A 20,545-nucleotide genomic window follows, 5' to 3' on the forward strand; every position below is an offset into this window, starting at 1 on the left:
AAAAAACTTCATCAACAATCGTGCTAATGAAGTTTTGATAACGCAAAAATTTGCGGTTTATTTATTTGTAAAGTACTTTTTTTACTGCTTTAATGACTTCATCTTTATTTGGCAACCACTGTTCTAATAAAACAGGTGAATAAGGTGCAGGTGTGTCTGCTGTATTAATTTTCACAATTGGAGCATCAAGAAAATCAAAAGCTTCAGATTGCACTAAATAGGTAATTTCTGTTGCGACGTTACCAAAAGGCCAAGCTTCTTCTAGAACTACGAGTCGGTTTGTTTTTTTAACCGATGCTACAATTGTTTTCCTGTCCATAGGTCGCACCGTTCGCAAATCGATAATTTCACAAGAAATACCTTCCTTCTCTAACTCATCAGCAGCTTTATAAGCTTCTTTAATGATTTTTCCAAAGGATACAATAGTTACGTCTGTTCCTTCACGTTTGATTTCGGCTACACCTAAAGGAATCGTATATTCACCTTCTGGCACCTCACCTTTATCGCCATACATCTGCTCACTTTCCATGAAAATTACTGGATCGTCATCACGAATAGCCGATTTCAATAAACCTTTTGCATCGTAAGGGTTTGAAGGCACGACTACTTTCAGACCAGGAGTATTTGCAAACCAACTCTCAAAAGCTTGTGAGTGCGTAGCTGCTAATTGACCAGCAGATGCTGTTGGTCCGCGAAATACAATCGGACATTTAAATTGTCCACCAGACATTTGTCTAATTTTTGCAGCATTATTTATAATTTGATCAATACCAACGAGAGAGAAGTTAAAGGTCATGTATTCAACGATAGGGCGATTTCCTGTCATTGTAGAGCCAATAGCAATACCTGCAAAACCTAGTTCAGCAATTGGCGTATCAATAACACGCTTTGACCCGAACTCATCCAGCATCCCTTTTGAAGCTTTATAAGCTCCATTGTATTCTGCAACCTCCTCACCCATTAAGTAGATGCTATCATCTCTGCGCATCTCTTCACTCATGGCTTCACAAATCGCTTCTCTAAATTGAATTGTCTTCATGTATTATTTTTTTACGAATAGCAAAAGTAATAATTATTGACCATAAAATAACAAGAAATTGAGCTTGAAAAACCGAATCAAAACCTAAAGAGGACGGAGACATTCTATATTTTGAATGGATTACACATGAAAAGTAAGAAAACATTAGTCAATTCAAATGATAAATATTTGAATTATTAATGATAAAGTGGGCTAATTATAAGAAATCTTCAACTAAAATCACTTAAACTCTAATTTTCATAAAATTTTATTATGCACGCATAGTAAAATTAGAATTTTTATAATTATCTTCGTGCTCTAGAAAAAACATTACTCAAAATAAATTATTTCGATATGAAAATATTAGTATGTATTAGTCATGTTCCTGATACGACTTCAAAGATTAATTTCACCGAAGGCGACACAAAATTTGACACTAATGGTGTTCAATTTGTGATCAACCCAAATGACGAATTTGGTTTAACTCGTGCCATGTGGTTTAAAGAAAAACAAGGTGCTAACGTTACGGTTGTTAATGTTGGTGGACCTGAAACTGAGCCTACCCTTCGGAAGGCATTGGCCATTGGCGCAGACGCTGCTATTAGAGTAAATACTGAAGCTAAAGACGGTTTTCAAGTGGCTAAAGAATTGACCAATGTTGTAAATGAAGGAGGTTATGATCTCGTTATTGCTGGTCGTGAATCTATTGACTATAATGGTGGAATGGTGCCAGGAATGCTTGCTGCTTTAACTAATGCTAACTTCGTAACAAACTGCATCAGTCTAGAAATTGAAGGCACAAATGCAACTGCAATGCGTGAGATTGATGGTGGTAAAGAGACCGTATCTACTAGTTTACCCCTAGTAATAGGTGGACAAAAAGGATTGGTTGAAGAAAGTGATCTTCGCATACCGAACATGAGAGGAATCATGATGGCACGACAAAAACCTCTCAATGTCATTGAACCTATTAATGCAAATGTAGAAACTACCGCCGTGAAATTTGAAAAGCCTGCTCCAAGAGGCGCAGTAACTTTAGTTGATGCTGATAATATTGATAAATTGATCAACTTATTGCATAACGAAGCTAAAGCGATTTAATTAACCCTTTAAACGAAAACACATGTCAGTTTTAGTATATACAGAATCAGAACAAGGAAAATTTAAAAAAACAGCATTTGAAGTCGCATCCTATGCCAAAGCTGTTGCTGATGCTATGGGAACTAGCGTTACTGCAATTACAATAAATACAGATGACGCCAACGAATTAGGTAATTACGGCGTTGACAAAGTATTAAATGTCAACAATGGTGATTTAAAAACATTTAATGCGAACTCATACGCAAGTGCAATCGCACAAGCGGCAAAACAAGAAAATGCTAATGTCGTTGTCATTAGCTCTAGTGCAGACAGCAAATACTTAGCACCAATATTAGCGATAGGTTTAGATGCCGGATATGCTTCAAATGTAGTCGAGGCACCTTTGAGTACTGCGCCATTCACTGTGAAGCGAACTGCTTTTACTAATAAAGCATTCAATATGACCACTATTGATACTGATGTTAAAATTGTAGGTGTTTCTAAAAACGCTTTCGGTTTAGTAGAAACGAATGGAAGTGTTGCTTTAGAAGATTTTACACCAACAATCCCTTCAACAGGAGTAACTGTAGAATCCGTTGATAGAGCTACGGATAAAGTAACCATAGCCGATGCGGAAATTGTAGTGTCTGGAGGACGAGGACTTAAAGGACCAGAAAATTGGGGAATGATTGAAGAACTTGCCGATGTCCTTGGAGCAGCCACAGCATGTTCTAAACCAGTATCCGATTTAGGATGGAGACCTCACAGTGAACACGTAGGTCAGACAGGAAAGCCGGTTGCATCTAACTTATACATCGCAATAGGTATTTCGGGAGCAATACAACATTTAGCAGGAATCAACTCCTCTAAAATTAAAGTGGTCATCAATACCGATCCAGAAGCGCCTTTCTTTAAAGCAGCTGATTACGGAGTAGTTGGTGATGCCTTTGAAGTTGTACCAGCACTCATTGAAAAATTAAAAGCATTTAAAGCTCAAAACGCATAATTTTTTATAAATTGTAGTTTGAAAAGGGCTGTTTTGATTTGGTTCTTTATGAATAAATCTGCATGTTGCAGTTTGGTAAAGTCCTAATTAAAACAGTTCTTTGTGTTTTATAAATTATGAGTCTAGTTAGATTAAATATCAAAGGAATATCATATAGCCAAACCCAAAATGGCGCTTATGCTCTAATTCTTAATGAAGTGGATGGTGATCGCAAATTACCAATAGTTATTGGAGCTTTTGAAGCCCAATCGATTGCTATCGCTTTAGAAAAAGAAATTAGACCTCCTAGACCCCTCACGCACGACTTGTTTAAAAATTTTGCAGATCGATTTGATATTGTTGTCAAACAAGTGATTATACACAAACTAGTTGACGGTGTATTTTACTCGAGTCTTATTTGTGAACGTGATAAAATTGAAGAAATTATTGACGCCAGAACAAGTGATGCCATTGCCCTAGCCTTGCGCTTTAAAGCGCCTATTTTTACGTATAAAAATATTTTAGACAAAGCCGGTATATACTTGAAAGTGAATCCTAAAAAAGAAAATGAAGATCAAGATTCAATTCTTGTTGATGACTTGGTCGTGGAAGAAATTGAAGCGAGCATCCAAGATAATTATATGGATAAATCTCTTGAAGAATTGAATACGCTCCTAGACGAAGCTGTCAAAAATGAAGACTATGAAAAAGCCGCTAAAATAAGAGACGAAATCTCCAAACGTTAATCCGATTCATATGAGACATTTTTTACTAGCTATTACAGCTATTTTTTTTGGAATTACGACAACACTCGGACAAGACTTAGAAAAAAAATGGCAGTTTGAAGCAATACAAAATGACACTGGCGAGTCTTTATTTGAAATTTCCAACTCTGATGTCTTAAACCTAAATAGTGGTGAATTTGACTATACATTAATAGCCAAAGATAATTTAAAAGCATCTGGAGATTACCTCTATCAAAATAACTTATTAGTGTTCTATTATTCTAAACCTAATGACACGATAAGACGCTATAAGATATCTGAACTTACCGATTCTACCCTCGTGTTTAAAGAGAATTCTATATCATATAAATTTATAAGCCCTAAAACTGATGAATTAGTTATACCAATAACAGATGTAGATAGCAATGGGATCATTCCGAGTCAGGGTTTTTCGATGAACAGCCTCTGGAGAGGCACACTGGGTATGGTGACCTTGATATTTGTTGCTTTTCTATTTAGTAGTAATCGCAGAGCTATCAATTGGAAAACAGTTGGAATTGGACTAGCATTTCAATTAATAATAGCCATTGGTGTTTTAAAAGTAGGGTTTGTAAAAACAATTTTTGAATGGGTAGGGCAGCGATTTATTGATTTGCTGGATTTTACAAAAGCAGGAAGTAAATTTTTATTTGAAGGCTTGGTTATGGACATGGATACCTTTGGATTCATTTTTGCATTTCAGGTATTACCTACCATTCTGTTTTTCTCTGCTTTGACCTCGGTTTTATTTTATTTAGGCATTATTCAAAAAGTTGTAAAAGCTATGGCTTGGCTCCTTTCTAAAACATTACAGATTTCAGGTGCTGAAAGTTTAAGTGTTGCGGGAAACATCTTTTTAGGACAAACCGAAGCTCCTTTGCTTATAAAAGCATACTTAGAAAAGATGTCAAAATCTGAAATTCTCCTAGTAATGATTGGTGGTATGGCCACAGTGGCTGGTGCTGTTCTTGCAGCATATATAGGTTTCTTGGGTGGTGATGATCCAGAATTGAGATTGGTATACGCTAAACACTTGTTAGCAGCTTCAGTAATGGCTGCTCCTGGCGCTATTGTGATTTCCAAGATTTTATATCCACAAACCGAAACAATAAATACCGATGTTTCAGTTTCTCAAGAAAAAATAGGCTCTAATTTATTAGATGCCATTGCTAATGGAACAACAGAAGGTCTTAAACTTGCAGTCAACGTTGGGGCCATGTTATTAGTTTTTGTCGCATTTATTGCCATGATCAACGGACTATTAGGTTGGGTTGGAGATGTGACTACTTTAAATGATTGGGTAGTAGCAAATACGCCTTATCAAGCACTATCTCTTGAGCTCATCTTAGGTTATGCTTTTGCACCACTCATGTGGCTTATTGGAGTGGCCACCGATGACATGGCCCTAATGGGGCAACTACTTGGAATCAAATTAGCAGCGAGTGAGTTTATTGGTTATATTCAATTAGCTGACTTAAAAAATGCAGCGAATGCAACGCATCTACAATATGAAAAGTCAATTATCATGGCGACATATATGCTCTGCGGTTTCGCCAATTTTGCCTCTATTGGCATACAGATAGGTGGGATTGGTTCTTTGGCACCAGGTCAGTGTACTTTGTTGTCAAAATTTGGAATGAAGGCTTTAATTGGCGGTACTTTAGCATCGTTAATATCAGCAACGATAGCAGGAATGATTATTGGTTAATTCAAGATTTTAAGATTATCTACTAATTGCAATATAATAGTTAATAACTTTTGATATAATAAAGGGTTGAACTCATGGAGATTCAACCCTTATTTTTATTTTTATTTTCTGAAAAATTTAAGTTAAACTAAAAGAAACTTCTGCTACTGCGGAACAGGCATATGAAGCAATATCACGATTTAGTTAAGCACGTTTTAGAACACGGCAACCAAAAAGAAGACCGAACAGGAACAGGTACAAAAAGTGTTTTTGGATACCAGATGCGTTTTGATTTGAGTGCGGGTTTCCCCATGGTAACTACTAAAAAATTACATTTAAAGTCAATCATTCACGAATTACTTTGGTTTTTAAATGGTGACACCAATATCAATTATTTAACTGAAAATGGTGTGCGTATCTGGAATGATTGGGCAGATGATAATGGCGATTTAGGTCCTGTATACGGTCATCAATGGCGTAATTGGAACAGTGATGATATCGATCAAATTAAAGACGTTGTGGATACATTAAAGAAAAATCCTGATAGCAGACGTATGTTAGTTTCGGCTTGGAATCCATCTGTTTTACCTGATACATCTAAATCATTTAGTGATAATGTGGCTAACGGAAAAGCTGCCCTACCACCTTGTCACGCTTTTTTTCAATTCTATGTGGCCAACGGAAAACTATCTTGCCAATTATACCAGCGTAGTGCAGACATCTTTTTAGGCGTCCCGTTTAACATTGCATCTTATGCATTATTCACGATGATGATGGCTCAAGTTTGTGGCTATGAAGCTGGTGAATTCATTCATACATTTGGCGATGCTCATATTTATAGCAATCACTTGGAGCAATTAGAATTGCAATTATCAAGAGATCTAAGACCCTTACCAAAAATGGTTATAAATCCTGAAGTAAAAGATATTTTCGGTTTTAAATTTGAGGACTTCACATTAGAGAATTACAATCCGCATCCACATATTAAAGGTGTTGTAGCAGTTTAAAATGTTTTTACAAAAATCACACATAACAGCATTTTTAGTTTTTAGTATTTCAGTTGCTGTTCAATAAACGTTCAAAAAAAAGCTTTCAGTGATGAAAGCTCTTTTTTTTATTGATTTTTAATTGCCATTATAATTATGAATTGATTTCCAATTTAAATGTATGAAAGTAACTATCGTACTGAAACGATTAGTTTCTTAGAAATACAAGGTTTGCTCTTTTGATGATTTTAGACTGATTATAGATTCATATCTGAAATAAATCGCAACGAAAACTGTTAGGTTATCAACAACAAAAACGGTTTTGTTTACTGATTTCCATCAGTTTAAACACTTAAACATTTTCGTAGACTCCCATTTTCCGTAGAAAAAAATAATTACAACCTTTACGTTAAAAAGACTAACTTTACAATTCATAATTTTTTAATTTATGTTCGGAAAAAAGAAACAAATTCCTGAAATAGATGCAGCCCAACTAGCACTTATTAAATACGCTGAAAAACGTATCAAACAGAAAAAACGCGTGTACCTTCATTTCGTGGTTTTTTTAATTGGAGCCGTCTTTTTGATTCTTGCCAATACCGTCTTGGGTATCGGAAAAGACATTAAAATTGCCGGTCTTGATTGGTTTGTTATTGCCATAGTATTATGGTTATTTTTATTTGTCTATCATTTTGTTCGTGTTTTTATTACACACTCTTTCATGGGTAAAGACTGGGAAGATCAACAACGTGAGGTTTTAGTAGCAAAGCAAAAAGAACGAATTGAAAAATTAAAGCTACAGTACCTAAAAGAAGAAACTGAAATTGCTAAATCTGAAGCTTACAACCAAACCTTAGATAAACAGATAGTAACTCAAAAAAAAAAATCTGAGTTAACAATTATCGTTGCCGCTGGAGAGAACAACGCCATAGGCAAAGACAACGACCTTATCTGGCATTTGAGTGATGACCTTAAACGTTTTAAATCCCTAACCAATGGTCATCACATTATCATGGGACGAAAGACCTTTGAAAGTTTCCCAAAACCTTTACCCAATCGCACACATATTGTCATAACACGACAAGAGGATTACAAAGCCCCAGATGGCGTGATTATTGTAAACAATATGGGCGACGCTCTTGATGCTGCACGTCTAGACCAACAGCCTTTTATTATTGGTGGAGGAGAAATATATAAACAAGCGATGCCTCTAGCTGATCGACTTGAAATTACACGTGTGCATCACAGCTTTGAAGATGCAGATACGTTTTTTCCAGTAATTGATTTATCAGTCTGGAAAGAAACACACAGCAAGTTTCATGAAAAAGATGACAATCATGAATTTTCGTTTACATTTTCAACCTATGAAAGGAACAACTAGTACTTAATAAAACGCTTTAAAAAATTCATGATCAAACAACTCCAACTCCGTATTACCCTTCAAGAAGAACGACAAGCGGATATTTTGATCAAGAAGGCTTCTCATTATCTCAATGTTAAAGTAGCCGATATTTCCGGTGTTAAAATACTTCGGAAATCGATTGACGCTAGAAAAAAACTCATCATTTTAAATTATAAAGTCGACGTCTATATCAACGAAAAACTTCCTGAAGATTCTGCTTTTGTATTTGATTATAAAGACGTATCCAAGGCAAAACCAATTCATATTATTGGTTTTGGTCCTGCAGGCATGTGGGCAGCGTTACGCTCTATTGAACTCGGCTATAAACCTATTGTTCTTGAACGTGGAAAAAACGTGCAAGACAGACGTCGGGATTTAAAAGCTATAAATCAAGATCATATTGTTAACGAAGATTCCAACTATTGCTTTGGAGAAGGTGGCGCCGGAACCTATAGTGACGGGAAATTATATACAAGAAGTTTGAAACGTGGCGACGTAAGAAAGGTATTCGAAAGCTTAGTATATCATGGTGCTACTGATCAAATATTGATTGATGCACATCCTCATATTGGAACGAACAAACTCCCAAAAGTCGTTAAAAACATTAGAGAAACTATCTTAAAATTTGGAGGTGAAGTCCATTTTGAAACTCGGGTAACCGATTTCAATGTTAAAAATGGTCTTATAAAGACAATCGTGCTACAAAACGGAGATGATATGAATGTTGATAAAGTTATTTTAGCAACAGGACATTCCGCTCGCGATATCTTTTATTTACTCAACGAAAAAAACATCCAACTAAAAGCTAAATCTTTTGCTATGGGTGTTCGCGCAGAACATCCACAACAAATTATCGATAGTATTCAATACCACTGCAAAGGTGAACAACGCGATGAGTTATTGCCTGCCGCGGCTTACAGTTTAGTCCATCAAGTAAACGATCGAGGTGTCTATTCATTTTGTATGTGCCCTGGAGGTTTTATCGTTCCTGCAGCAACAGCCAATGGTGAAGTTGTTGTCAACGGAATGTCGCCTTCAAAACGGAATAATGAATTTGCGAATTCAGGTATTGTCGTTGAAATCAATGCCGACAGAGACTTATACAAATATGAACATCATGGTGCGCTCAAAGGACTAGAATATCAAAAAGATTTAGAACGACTGGCTTTTACAGCTGGTGGAAGAACACAAACAGCACCAGCTCAGCGCTTAACCGATTTTGTTGAAGGTAAGCTATCTTCAGATTTAAATCCTACATCCTACCAGCCGGGACTTAAATCAGCCCCACTGCATTCGCTTTTACCAAAACTAATTGGAAGTTCACTTCGGAAAGGGTTTAAAGCTTTTGGAGAAAAAATGCATGGCTATTATACGGCTGAAGCTAATATTATTGGTGTAGAATCTAGAACCTCATCTCCTGTAAATATCCCTAGAAGTGAAAGTTTAGCACATCCTGAAATCTCTAATTTATTCCCCTGTGGTGAAGGTGGTGGTTATGCTGGTGGAATAGTTTCAGCTGCAATGGATGGCGAGCGTTGTGCAGAAGCCGCAACTAGACATGTATAGAATTAATCTGAGTTATAGTAGTCCCTCTTAATTTTAAGATATTATTCCTATTTTTGTCGCATAAAAATTGATTACAATGAACGCATATATATTTCCTGGTCAAGGCGCCCAATTCTCTGGAATGGGACTTGATCTCTATGAAAACTCTCCATTAGCACAAGAACTGTTTGAAAAAGCAAATGCTATTTTAGGCTTTCCAATAACAGACATCATGTTTGAAGGGACTCCTGAAGATTTAAAAGAAACGAAAGTGACACAACCAGCTATCTTTTTACACTCTGTGATTCTCGCGAAGACACTAGGTGATAGCTTTAAACCAGATATGGTAGCAGGTCATTCGCTTGGAGAATTCTCAGCATTAGTTGCTAATGGCGTGTTAAATTTCGAAGACGGACTTAAATTGGTTTCTCAACGCGCTCAAGCCATGCAAAAAGCTTGTGAACTTCAACCAAGCACAATGGCTGCTGTTCTGGGATTAGACGATGATATTGTAGAAAAAGTATGTGCAATGACTGATGGTATTGTGGTTGCAGCCAATTATAACTGCCCAGGACAATTGGTGATTTCTGGAGAAATAGATGCTATAAATACTGCTTGTGAAACTTTGAAAGAAGAAGGCGCTCGTCGTGCTTTAGTGCTTCCTGTTGGTGGTGCATTTCACTCGCCTTTAATGGAACCTGCTCGTGAAGAATTGGCTGCTGCTATTGAAAACACAACATTTAACAAACCGAATTGTCCAATCTATCAAAATGTAACCGCCTCTGCGATTATTGATGAAAATGAGATTAAAGCCAATTTAATTTTACAATTAACTGCCCCTGTGCGTTGGACTCAATCTGTACAGCAAATGATTACCGATGGCGCTGCGCACTTCACAGAAGTTGGACCAGGAAAAGTTTTACAAGGATTAGTCAAAAAGATCAACAGAGAAGTAGAAACTGCTTCTGCAACTTTAGAATCAAACGCATAAGCCCCTATGAAATTATCAAGAACTGCTGGCATAATTTTGCTTATAGCCTTTAATATTGCGATTGACCAAATTTCAAAGATTATGGCTAGAGCAAACATTGACCCTAATGAACGTATAAATGTTATAGGTGATTTCTTCATCATGATGAATGTTGAAAATACAGGTGCTTTCTTAGGTATGGGAAGCGATATGAATCCTACATTAAAACTGATCTTCCTTCTTGTTTTGCCTATTGGTGTCTTAGGTTATTTAATTTATTATATCCTTAAAACAAAATCTCTAGACCGCCTCAGTTTGATTGCGCTTTCTTGTATCGCTGGAGGAGGTGTAGCCAATGTATTTGATCGGATTGTCTATGGTTCGGTAACTGATTTTTTCTATCTACATATCAACGACACTTTAAGAACAGGCATCTTTAATGTAGCAGATATGTCGGTGACCTTTGGAATGATTGTTTTATTATTAACGACGTTATTTCCAAAAAAGAAAAATACACTTGAATAAAAAACCTCATTCAAAAATGATGAGGCTTTTTTAACTATCTAGCTAAACTAATATTTTCACAATCTTTCACTTCTCCATAATAGGTTTCGCGATATTTATGAATTGTTTTGTAAGGAATTTTTAAAAACTGTTTTTTAATATAGGTGACATTAGTTGTCAACTCTCCCATTTTTCTTGTGAACCTCACTTCTAGTTTTGTTTCACGTTTGATACTAATCAATTTCATTGGTTTTCATTTAGCATTAGTTTCAAAGAAACAAAGATGTCTGTTAATCACCAAGCTTTTAGCATTAAATGATTGTTAATCAATTTATTGAGCGAACACTCTTTAAAAATTAAGGGTAATCATTGAAAGAATCTTAGTATTAATCACAATGTATTACAAGTTTTATAATCTACTGTTTATAGACTTTCCCTTCCTTCATAACAAAAGTGACATTTTCCATAGTAGCAATATTTTTGGTAGGGTCACTATCTACGGCAACAATATCTGCAATAAAACCTTCTTTTAACTGTCCCAATTCATTTTCCATATCGAGTAATTTCGCATTCGTAATCGTGGCACTTTGTATTGAAAACATTGGTGACCATCCTACTTCAACCATATAAGCAAACTCTTTGGCATTTTCTCCATGAGGAAAAACACCTGCATCAGTACCAAAAGCGATTGGAACACCTTCCCTAAGCACCATTTCTAATGTTTCATCAAGCACTAGCATTGTACTTTCTATTTTTGGAAGAATTACGGGAGGATAGTAATTTGGGATTTTTGCTTTCTTTTCAACATAACGTCCTGCGGAAAGTGTTGGCACCAAATAGGCACCATATTGCTTCATTAAAGTCGCTGCTTCTTTATCCATAAACGACCCATGTTCTATCGTTTGAACTCCAGCCTTGATAGCGCGCTTCATCCCTTCTTTCCCGTGGGCATGGGCGGCAACCACCATTCCATATTCACGTGCTATTTTTACAATTTCATCCACTTCTTCTTGCGTAAATTGAGCGTTTTGACCATTTTTAGCCACACTCAACACACCACCCGTTGCGGTTATTTTTATTAAATCGGCTCCATTCTTATATCTCTGTCTCACGGCTTGCCTGGCATCTTCAACACCATTAATAACACCTTCCATTGGACCAGGATTACCCATTAAAGATTTCTTCCTTCCATTAGTAGGATCTGCATGACCTCCTGTAGTTGAGATAGCTTTTTCAGCAGTGAAAATTCGAGGTCCAGATACTTTTCCTTGAGCAATCGCATTACGCAAAGCGACATTGACTCCCGATCCTCCCAGATCTCTTACTGTGGTAAAACCAGCCATGAGGGTTCTATTAGCAATTTCAACTGAGGTAAATGCTACATCAGCCTCATTTTTTGTAAAAACATCTAAATACCTCGTCGGACTCGTTTCTCCTTCAATATGTACATGCATGTCTATAAGTCCTGGCATAACCGTTTTGCTTTTAAGATCAATAACGCTATCATCTGAAGCCTTCGGAGATATATATCCGTTCTCGATAGCAATTATTTTACTCCCAGATACTATGATTGTTCTTTCTGTTAAAATAGTTCCAGATTTCGTATCTATTAGTTGCCCACAGTGTAAATAGGTATTTTGTCCAGTTACTGATAGTGTCAGTAAAAGGATAATAAGTTGTAGTAATGATTTCATTATAGTTGAATTAAATATTTCTAATTTGTTTTTCCCAGTGCCATGCCGAACGTATTGCATCGTCAAGTGTTAATACTGCTTTCCAGCCTAAGATTTTATTTGCTTTTTCAGTATGTGCATAAGCCGAAATAACGTCCCCTTGTCGTCTTGGAGCAAATATATAGTTAAGTGACTGACCTGAAACACGCTCAAAAGTTTTAATAACTTCAAGCACAGAACTACCAACTCCTGTACCAATATTAAAGGATTCAAAATTAGAAGTGTTTTTGCCATTAAGTAGCCGTTGCAATGCCACAACATGAGCTTTGGCTAAATCTACAACATGAATATAATCTCTTATGCAAGTTCCATCTTCAGTTGGATAATCGTTTCCGAAGACAGATAAACATTCTCTGAGTCCTGCTGCCGTTTGCGTGATATAAGGTACTAAGTTTTGAGGAACTCCAATAGGTAATTCACCAATTTTTGCACTTGGATGTGCTCCAATAGGATTAAAATAGCGCAAAGCAATCGCATTGAGCTCAGGGTTTACATAGCAAGTATCCATAATAATCTCTTCTCCAATTTGCTTGGTATTTCCATAAGGAGATTCTGCTGGTTGCACAGGTGCTTTTTCAGTAATTGGCATTTCCTCAGCCTGACCATATACCGTACATGACGAACTAAAAATAAAATTTGACTCGTCGAGACCTATAACTTCCTTTAAGGTATAAATGAGTGTGTTTAAATTGTTTTCATAATAGTGTAAAGGCATTTGCACACTTTCTCCTACCGCTTTACTTGCCGCAAAATGAATGACGCCAGAAATATCTTTATGTTTTTGGAAAAATTGTTCAACTAGGGCTTTTTCTTTAAGATCTATGTTTTCGTAATTTGGAGTTTTTCCTGTAATTGAACTAATGCCTTTTAAAACATCGAGGGAAGAATTGGATAAATCATCAATAATGACAACTTCAAAACCCTCATTTTGTAATTCTACAACCGTATGAGAGCCAATAAATCCAAGCCCTCCAGTAACAAGGATTTTTTTCATACTAAGAATTGACAAAATTTTTCACAGTTGATGTTATGAATTCAATTTGATCATCATCTAACTCTGTGTGCATTGGTAAAGAAATCACTTCTTTTACCAACTGATTGGTCACTTTAAAATCGGCTTCATTATATCTAGAATCTAGATACGCTTTTTGGCGATGTAAAGGAATTGGATAATAAACACCACACGGAATACCTTTATCATTCAAATGTTTCACTAAAGCGTCACGATCGCCTTTTAGAACCCTTAAGGTATATTGATGAAATACATGACAATCACAGCTGCTACAAATTCCTAAACACTCTGATTTACCTGAAGGTGTAATTATATACTCTTCATTTGCAAAAGCAGTATTGTATGCTCTAGCAGCATTTTGTCGAGCTTGATTATAGTTATCTAAATGCTTTAACTTAATGTTTAAGATAGTAGCTTGTATAGAATCTAATCTCGAATTCACACCCACCACATCATGATGGTAACGTACATACATACCATGATTTACAACACCTCTAATTGTATGCGCTAAATCATCATCGTTAGTGAAAATAGCACCACCGTCGCCATAGCAACCTAAATTTTTTGAAGGAAAAAATGATGTAGAGGCAATATGTCCTATGGTTCCTGCTTTTGCTTTTCTGCCGTCTGTATATGTATATGTGGCCCCAATACCTTGAGCATTATCTTCAATAACAAATAAATTATTTGTTTGCGCAATATCCATTAGCGCTTCCATATTAGCGCACATTCCAAAAAGATGAACTGGAACAATAGCCTTTGTTTTTGGTGTGATTGCATTTTTAACAGCTTCAACATCAATATTGAAGGTTACTGGATCTACATCAACCAAAACAGGAGTCAGATTCAATAACGCGATTACCTCAACGGTTGCCGCGAAGGTAAAATCAGCCGTAATCACTTCATCTCCCGGCTTCAACCCTAAACCCATCATTGCAATTTGTAAAGCGTCTGTACCATTGGCACAAGGAATGACATGTTTAACCCCTAAATATTTCTCTAAGTTGTTCTGAAATTCATGAACCTTTGGTCCATTAATATACGCTGTAGAGTCTAAGACCTCCAAAACCGATTGATCTACCTCTTCTTTTATTTTGTTATATTGACCCTTGAGGTCAACCATTTGAATTTTTTTCATACCAGACGAAAATACAAAATTCATTAGCATTAAGCAATGAATTTATTTCAAAGAACAGTATTTTAGCATTAATCTAAACGATTAGATATTGTACAATTTAGGAATCTATATATTTTCTTTTACATTGAAGCTACTCGGCTTTTTCAATCCTAAGATCAAACGCGGAATTGAGGGTCGTAAAAACACCTTCAAAACACTTGAAGAAACAATTAACACTGCTGATAAAATCATTTGGTTTCATTGTGCTTCTTTAGGAGAATTCGAACAAGGATTGCCCGTTTTCGAGGTGATAAGAACTCAATATCCCAATCACAAAATTGTGCTTAGCTTTTTTTCTCCATCAGGTTATGACATTAGAAAAAACACCAATGTGGCCGATGTTGTTATTTATCTTCCGTTAGATACGAAAGCCAATGCAAAACGTTATGTGGAAATCGTACGTCCAGAATTTACGGTATTTGTAAAATATGATATTTGGCCTAATTTACTTCTCGAATTACAACGACAAAAACGGCGATCTATTTTAATTTCTGCATTATTTAGACCAGATCAATCTTATTTTAAATTTTATGGAGGAAAACGAAAATCTGCTTTACTTGCTTTTGAACACATCTTTGTTCAAAATGAGAATTCTAAAACTCTTCTCAATTCAATTCAGTTTCATTCTGTAACCATATCTGGAGATACACGGTTTGACAGAGTTGCCAATCAATTGTCACAAGTCAATACCCTTGACTTTATTTCAGAATTCAAAAATGATAGTACATGTATTGTTATTGGAAGTTCATGGACTGAGGATGAAGCTGTTCTTATTCCATATATAAATGCAAATGCATCGAAAGACTTAAAGTTTATCATTGCACCTCATGAAATTAAAGCTCACAATATAAAGGCAATTACTTCAAAACTGGAGGTAGATTTTGTGTTATTTTCTGAAAAAGATCATAAGCCACTAACAGACAAAACCGTTTTTATTATTGACACCATTGGCATTCTATCTAAAATCTACAGTTATGCTGATATTGCATATGTTGGCGGTGCCATGGGCCAAACAGGCTTGCATAACATCCTAGAACCAGCTGTATTTCAAGTACCTATCATTATAGGTAAAAACCATAATAAATTCCCTGAAGCTAAAGCTATGATCGAAAAAGCAGGGGTAATATCAGTAGCTGATAGAAAGGATTTAAGAACCGTTTTAGATTCACTCACGACATCTCCTCAAATGCGCGACGCATTAGGTAAAAAAAATTCAGAATTTATTGAAAAAAATAAGGGTGCAGTAGTCCAAATAACTAACTACATACGTATATAAGGCGACTATTGAATAATACTAAATTTCGATAAATGTTAAAAAATTAACAGTTATTCAATTTAAGTTATTAATTTCGTGAATTAACAATTACACTAAAACTATCAAAAATGAAAAAACTGATTTTAAACCTCGCATTAGTATTGGCACTTATAGTGTCTGTAACATCATGTAGAGAAACCAAAGAAGAAGCAGCTAAAGCTGGTGATGCTGTTGAAAATGCAGCAGATAAAGCTGAAGACGCTGTAAAAGATGCTACTGAAGCAACAGGTGACGCCATAGAAGAAGGTGCTGAAGACGTTAAAGAAGGTGCTGAAGACGCTGTAGATGCAGCTGGTGACGCTATGAAAGAAGGTGTTGACAAAATGAAAGAAGGCGCTGAAGATATGGCTAAAGACGCCAAAGACGCAGTAAAAGAAGGCGCTGACAAAGCTAAGGAGGAAGGTTCTAAAGCTTTAAATGATGCTGCAAACAAAGTAAAAGAAAACAACTAAATTAAAGTTGCTTTTATAAAAAAAGGGTCTGATATAATCAGACCCTTTTTTATTTATAATTATTCGTCTACTATTCATCTCCCTGTCGCTACAATATTCAAAATCAATAAAGATAAGAGCTATAACTTTAATTAGTTTTTTTAATACAAGCCCAAAAACGGAAATTGAATTCGTCTAGTCCTATATCAACAATTTGAAAAAAGTCAATCCGAATTATCAGATTGCTTTTTTCTTTTTAAAAGGGCTGATAGTCTTGTTCTTATGGTCATTTTAAAAAGAAAAAAGTCGAAACTTTCGTTTCGACTTTTCATCTGTACTGAAGACGGGACTTGAACCCGTACGTCCTAATGGACATTGGATTTTAAGTCCAACGTGTCTACCAATTCCACCACTTCAGCTTGGTATATTTTTAAGGCTTAGAGCGAAAGACGGGATTTGAACCCGCGACCCCCACCTTGGCAAGGTGATGCTCTACCCCTGAGCTACTTTCGCATTATAGCAATTTTTTAAATGAACGTTTATTGTAATTGCGAGCGCAAATTTAAGACTTTTCTTAGAAATCCAAAGCCTTTTACTAAAAAAAATACAGATTTTTTATGCACGTTTCTTTTTCAATAACATACGCTTAATTTCATTGAGTTTCATCAATGCTTCTACCGGTGTTAAAGTATCAATATCTATATTTACAATCTCCTCTTTAATCTGCTCTAACAAGGGGTCATCCAAATTAAAGAAACTTAACTGCATCTCATTATTTAGGGTTTTCACTTTATCGGTTAACTCCTCACTTGAGTGCGATTTTTCTAATTGTTTTAGTATTTTATTTGCACGATGAATGACCTGTTGTGGCATTCCTGCCATTTTAGCTACATGAATTCCAAAACTATGCTCACTACCACCTTCAACAAGTTTTCTAAGAAATAATACGTTATCCTTTAATTCCTTTACTGAAACATTAAAATTCTTGATACGATCGAAGGTTTCAGACATCTCGTTTAACTCGTGATAGTGGGTTGCAAATAAGGTTTTTGCTCTGCTAGGATGTTCATGTAAATATTCACTGATTGCCCAAGCAATAGAAATCCCATCATAGGTGCTAGTTCCGCGACCTATTTCATCTAAAAGCACCAAACTTCGCTCTGATATATTATTTAAAATCAAAGCTGTTTCATTCATCTCAACCATAAAAGTTGATTCGCCCATCGAAATGTTATCACTGGCACCAACTCTTGTAAATATTTTATCGGTCAATCCTATAGTCGCCACTTCCGCAGGAACAAAACTTCCCATCTGTGCTAATAATACAATCAAAGCTGTTTGACGTAAAATTGCCGACTTACCAGACATATTCGGACCCGTAATCATTATTATTTGTTCTTGTTCTCTATCGAGATACAAATCATTGGCTATATAAGGTTCTCCAGGAGGCAATTGTTTCTCAATAACTGGATGCCTTCCATTTTTTATATCTAATTCATGACCCTCAGTTAAAAATGGCCTTGTATAGTTATTTTGAATTGCCAGTTGTGCAAACCCAGTTAAGCAATCTAATTGCGCAATCAATGCTGAATTTTTTTGAACTGGCTTAATGTACTCCCCAATCCATTTCACCAATTCTGCAAATAACTGCTGCTCTATGGCTAAAATTCGCTCTTCAGCCCCTAAGATTTTAGTTTCGTATTCTTTTAACTCTTCAGTTATATAGCGTTCGGCACTTACTAATGTTTGCTTTCGTATCCAGTCTTCAGGAACTTTGTCTTTATGGGTATGACGAACTTCAATATAATAGCCAAACACATTATTAGACGCTATTTTAAGTGAGGTAATACCTGTTCGTTCACTTTCACGCTCTAACATTTGATTTAAATAATCTTTACCTGATGCGGATAGCTCACGAAGGTCTTTCAACTCAGCAGAAAAATCAGAAGAAATCGTATGTCCTTTTAGAATATTAACAGGTGCGTCCTCATTTAGAGTAGCTTTAATTCGTTCACGCAAGACTTCGCAATCATCTAATTGTTCTCCAATTAACTGTAAGGCCTTATTTTTAGTTTGAAGCGCAATGGCCTTTATGGGAACTATAGCTTCTAATGCATTTTTAAGTTGAACAACTTCTCGAGGTGTTATTTTAGCTGTAGCCACCTTTGAAATAAGGCGCTCAATATCTCCAATTTGTTTTAATTGATGCTGAAATTTTTGTAATGTAACTGTATCCTTTATCACATATTCTACAACATCATGACGCTGATTTATTGATGACAAATTCACTAAAGGCAAAGCCAACCATCGCTTCAATAATCGCCCACCCATTGGCGAAATAGTCTTATCAATCACATCAATAAGTGTCACTGCATTTTGGTTTGTAGATTGATATAGCTCTAAATTTTTAATAGTAAAGCGATCCATCCACACATGTTCGCCTTTTGTCAAGCGTTGAATAGATGTGATATGCTGTAATTTGTGATGTTGTGTTTCACCTAAGTAATGTAATACAGCTCCGGCGGCTACAATACCTTCATAAAGATCATCGATTCCGAACCCTTTGAGTGACTTTATATTAAAATGTTTTAACAAAGTCTCATTAGCATAATCATCTTGAAGTACCCAATCGTCTATATAAAATGTATGAAAATCATGACCAAAAGCGGCTGCAAATTTTTGTCGGTTTGGTTTGGATACCAAAACTTCACTAGGTCTAAAGTTTTGAAGCAATTTATCTACGTATTCTTCATTACCTTGTGATAAAAAGAACTCTCCCGTAGAAACATCTAAAAACGAGACACCAACCGCCTTTACCCCAAAGAATACAGCTGCTAGGAAGTTATTTGTTTTAGAATGTAATATATCATCATTGAGAGCCACACCAGGAGTCACCAATTCAGTAACGCCACGTTTCACAATAGTCTTTGTTTGTTTAGGATCTTCAAGTTGATCACAAATAGCAACACGCTCTCCGGCTTTAACCAGTTTTGGTAAGTAGGTATTAAGAGAGTGATGCGGAAAACCAGCCAATTCAATTTCAGTCTCACTTCCCGCTCCACGCTTGGTTAATATAATATCTAAAATCTTAGAGGCTTTTACAGCGTCTTGACCAAAGGTTTCATAAAAATCGCCAACTCTAAATAGTAATAAAGCATCAGGATATTTTACCTTGATGGCGTTATACTGCTTCATTAATGGTGTTTCTTTTTTTGCTTTCTTGGCCAAGGCTTGTCCTATTTTAAATTGTATTTTTGCTTAAATGATAAGATTGCTAATGTACTTATAATTTCAAGTTTTATAAAGTTCAAACCACATAAGTTATCTACAAAAAAGCTAAGATTTTAACATGCGAAAACTAAAAAATAGCGAACTCGACCGGTTGAATATTGACGAATTTAAGTCGGTAGAAAAAACACCTCTTATTATTGTATTAGATAATATTAGAAGCTTAAACAATATTGGTTCAGTATTTAGAACAAGTGATGCCTTTTTGGTTGAAAAAATTTATCTCTGCGGAATTACGGCAACACCGCCTCATAATGACATTAGAAAAACCGCGTTAGGAAGCACCAAAACCGTTGATTGGGAATACGCTGAACACACGCTAGATGTGGTGAATAAGTTAAAATCTGAAAACGTCAAAGTCATTTCTATTGAACAAGTTGAGCGTGCCATCATGTTAAACGACTTTCAACCTAAAATTAGTCAAAAATATGCCTTGGTGTTTGGCAACGAAGTGAAAGGCGTTACTCAAGACATCGTTAATGCTAGTGATTTGGTAATAGAAATCCCTCAATTTGGCACGAAGCATTCCCTAAATATCTCTGTGAGTTGTGGTGTTGTGGTTTGGGATTTATTTTCGAAAATGCAAAAAAAAGAAAAGGTGTCATTCTAAAAGCATTTCAGGATTTCAGAAGTGTTGATTCTATTTCA

Annotated in this window: 18 protein-coding genes and 2 tRNA genes; 12 read left to right on the top strand and 8 right to left on the bottom strand. The window is 35.8% G+C overall.

Translation table 11 applies throughout. The features are described from left to right. Positions 1-61 precede the first annotated feature (61 nt). On the bottom strand, positions 62-1,039 hold the full coding sequence (locus BLT57_RS00635) for a pyruvate dehydrogenase complex E1 component subunit beta (RefSeq protein ID WP_091420846.1): 978 nt from the start codon (positions 1,037-1,039) through the stop codon (positions 62-64). A 333-nt stretch (positions 1,040-1,372) separates the two neighbouring features. Between BLT57_RS00635 and BLT57_RS00640 the strand changes: the two genes are divergently transcribed. The 9 genes from BLT57_RS00640 to lspA all read left to right on the top strand — a co-directional run bounded on the left by BLT57_RS00640 (position 1,373) and on the right by lspA (position 10,962). Continuing rightward, positions 1,373-2,119, top strand: a complete 747-nt coding sequence (locus BLT57_RS00640) for an electron transfer flavoprotein subunit beta/FixA family protein (protein ID WP_091420850.1) — start codon at positions 1,373-1,375, stop codon at positions 2,117-2,119. Positions 2,120-2,141: 22 nt separating this feature from the next. Beyond that, the gene (locus BLT57_RS00645; RefSeq protein ID WP_091420854.1) at positions 2,142-3,104 is read left to right on the top strand and encodes an electron transfer flavoprotein subunit alpha/FixB family protein; all 963 of its coding nucleotides are present in this window, start codon (positions 2,142-2,144) and stop codon (positions 3,102-3,104) included. Positions 3,105-3,220: 116 nt separating this feature from the next. Beyond that, positions 3,221-3,829, top strand: coding sequence for a bifunctional nuclease family protein (locus BLT57_RS00650; RefSeq protein ID WP_091420857.1), 609 nt, complete (start codon positions 3,221-3,223; stop codon positions 3,827-3,829). 10 nt (positions 3,830-3,839) lie between these two features. Next, positions 3,840-5,555 carry a nucleoside transporter C-terminal domain-containing protein gene (locus BLT57_RS00655; RefSeq protein WP_091420860.1) on the top strand — a complete coding sequence of 572 codons (1,716 nt, stop codon included), beginning with the start codon at positions 3,840-3,842 and terminating at the stop codon, positions 5,553-5,555. A gap of 161 nt (positions 5,556-5,716) precedes the next feature. Beyond that, a complete protein-coding gene (locus tag BLT57_RS00660) occupies positions 5,717-6,541 on the top strand; it encodes a thymidylate synthase (protein ID WP_091420862.1) in 825 nt (274 codons plus the stop codon). A 427-nt stretch (positions 6,542-6,968) separates the two neighbouring features. Next, positions 6,969-7,901, top strand: a complete 933-nt coding sequence (locus tag BLT57_RS00665; RefSeq protein WP_091420865.1) for a dihydrofolate reductase — start codon at positions 6,969-6,971, stop codon at positions 7,899-7,901. Positions 7,902-7,928: 27 nt separating this feature from the next. Then, positions 7,929-9,488, top strand: coding sequence for an NAD(P)/FAD-dependent oxidoreductase (locus tag BLT57_RS00670; protein ID WP_091420867.1), 1,560 nt, complete (start codon positions 7,929-7,931; stop codon positions 9,486-9,488). A 76-nt stretch (positions 9,489-9,564) separates the two neighbouring features. Then, complete coding sequence (gene fabD / locus BLT57_RS00675; RefSeq protein WP_091420870.1) at positions 9,565-10,458, top strand: ACP S-malonyltransferase; 894 nt, start codon at positions 9,565-9,567, stop codon at positions 10,456-10,458. Between the two features lie 6 nt (positions 10,459-10,464). Beyond that, a complete protein-coding gene (gene lspA, locus BLT57_RS00680) occupies positions 10,465-10,962 on the top strand; it encodes a signal peptidase II (RefSeq protein ID WP_091420874.1) in 498 nt (165 codons plus the stop codon). Positions 10,963-10,996: 34 nt separating this feature from the next. Here lspA and BLT57_RS00685 read toward each other — a convergent pair whose 3' ends face one another. The 4 genes from BLT57_RS00685 to BLT57_RS00700 all read right to left on the bottom strand — a co-directional run bounded on the left by BLT57_RS00685 (position 10,997) and on the right by BLT57_RS00700 (position 14,824). Then, on the bottom strand, positions 10,997-11,188 hold the full coding sequence (locus BLT57_RS00685) for a hypothetical protein (RefSeq protein ID WP_091420877.1): 192 nt from the start codon (positions 11,186-11,188) through the stop codon (positions 10,997-10,999). A gap of 169 nt (positions 11,189-11,357) precedes the next feature. After that, positions 11,358-12,635, bottom strand: a complete 1,278-nt coding sequence (locus BLT57_RS00690; protein WP_091420882.1) for an amidohydrolase family protein — start codon at positions 12,633-12,635, stop codon at positions 11,358-11,360. A 10-nt stretch (positions 12,636-12,645) separates the two neighbouring features. Beyond that, a complete protein-coding gene (galE, locus tag BLT57_RS00695; protein WP_091420886.1) occupies positions 12,646-13,668 on the bottom strand; it encodes a UDP-glucose 4-epimerase GalE in 1,023 nt (340 codons plus the stop codon). Between the two features lies 1 nt (position 13,669). Beyond that, the gene (locus tag BLT57_RS00700; RefSeq protein ID WP_091426582.1) at positions 13,670-14,824 is read right to left on the bottom strand and encodes a DegT/DnrJ/EryC1/StrS aminotransferase family protein; all 1,155 of its coding nucleotides are present in this window, start codon (positions 14,822-14,824) and stop codon (positions 13,670-13,672) included. An 88-nt stretch (positions 14,825-14,912) separates the two neighbouring features. On the opposite strand from BLT57_RS00700, the gene BLT57_RS00705 reads away from it, so the two are divergent. Next, positions 14,913-16,139 carry a 3-deoxy-D-manno-octulosonic acid transferase gene (locus BLT57_RS00705; RefSeq protein ID WP_231928735.1) on the top strand — a complete coding sequence of 409 codons (1,227 nt, stop codon included), beginning with the start codon at positions 14,913-14,915 and terminating at the stop codon, positions 16,137-16,139. Between the two features lie 107 nt (positions 16,140-16,246). Continuing rightward, positions 16,247-16,630, top strand: a complete 384-nt coding sequence (locus tag BLT57_RS00710; protein WP_091420889.1) for a hypothetical protein — start codon at positions 16,247-16,249, stop codon at positions 16,628-16,630. Between the two features lie 314 nt (positions 16,631-16,944). On the opposite strand, the gene BLT57_RS00715 is transcribed toward BLT57_RS00710, so the two are convergent. From BLT57_RS00715 to mutS, 3 genes are all read right to left on the bottom strand, one after another. Then, a tRNA-Leu gene (locus BLT57_RS00715) sits at positions 16,945-17,028 on the bottom strand. Positions 17,029-17,050: 22 nt separating this feature from the next. Continuing rightward, positions 17,051-17,122: transfer RNA gene (locus BLT57_RS00720), tRNA-Gly, on the bottom strand. Between the two features lie 102 nt (positions 17,123-17,224). Continuing rightward, the gene (mutS, locus tag BLT57_RS00725) at positions 17,225-19,837 is read right to left on the bottom strand and encodes a DNA mismatch repair protein MutS (protein WP_091420893.1); all 2,613 of its coding nucleotides are present in this window, start codon (positions 19,835-19,837) and stop codon (positions 17,225-17,227) included. Between the two features lie 121 nt (positions 19,838-19,958). Between mutS and BLT57_RS00730 the strand changes: the two genes are divergently transcribed. After that, positions 19,959-20,507, top strand: a complete 549-nt coding sequence (locus tag BLT57_RS00730) for an RNA methyltransferase (protein ID WP_091420896.1) — start codon at positions 19,959-19,961, stop codon at positions 20,505-20,507. Positions 20,508-20,545: the final 38 nt, after the last annotated feature.

This window comes from Formosa sp. Hel1_31_208 (assembly GCF_900104785.1).
Classification (GTDB): Bacteria; Bacteroidota; Bacteroidia; order Flavobacteriales; family Flavobacteriaceae; genus Psychroserpens.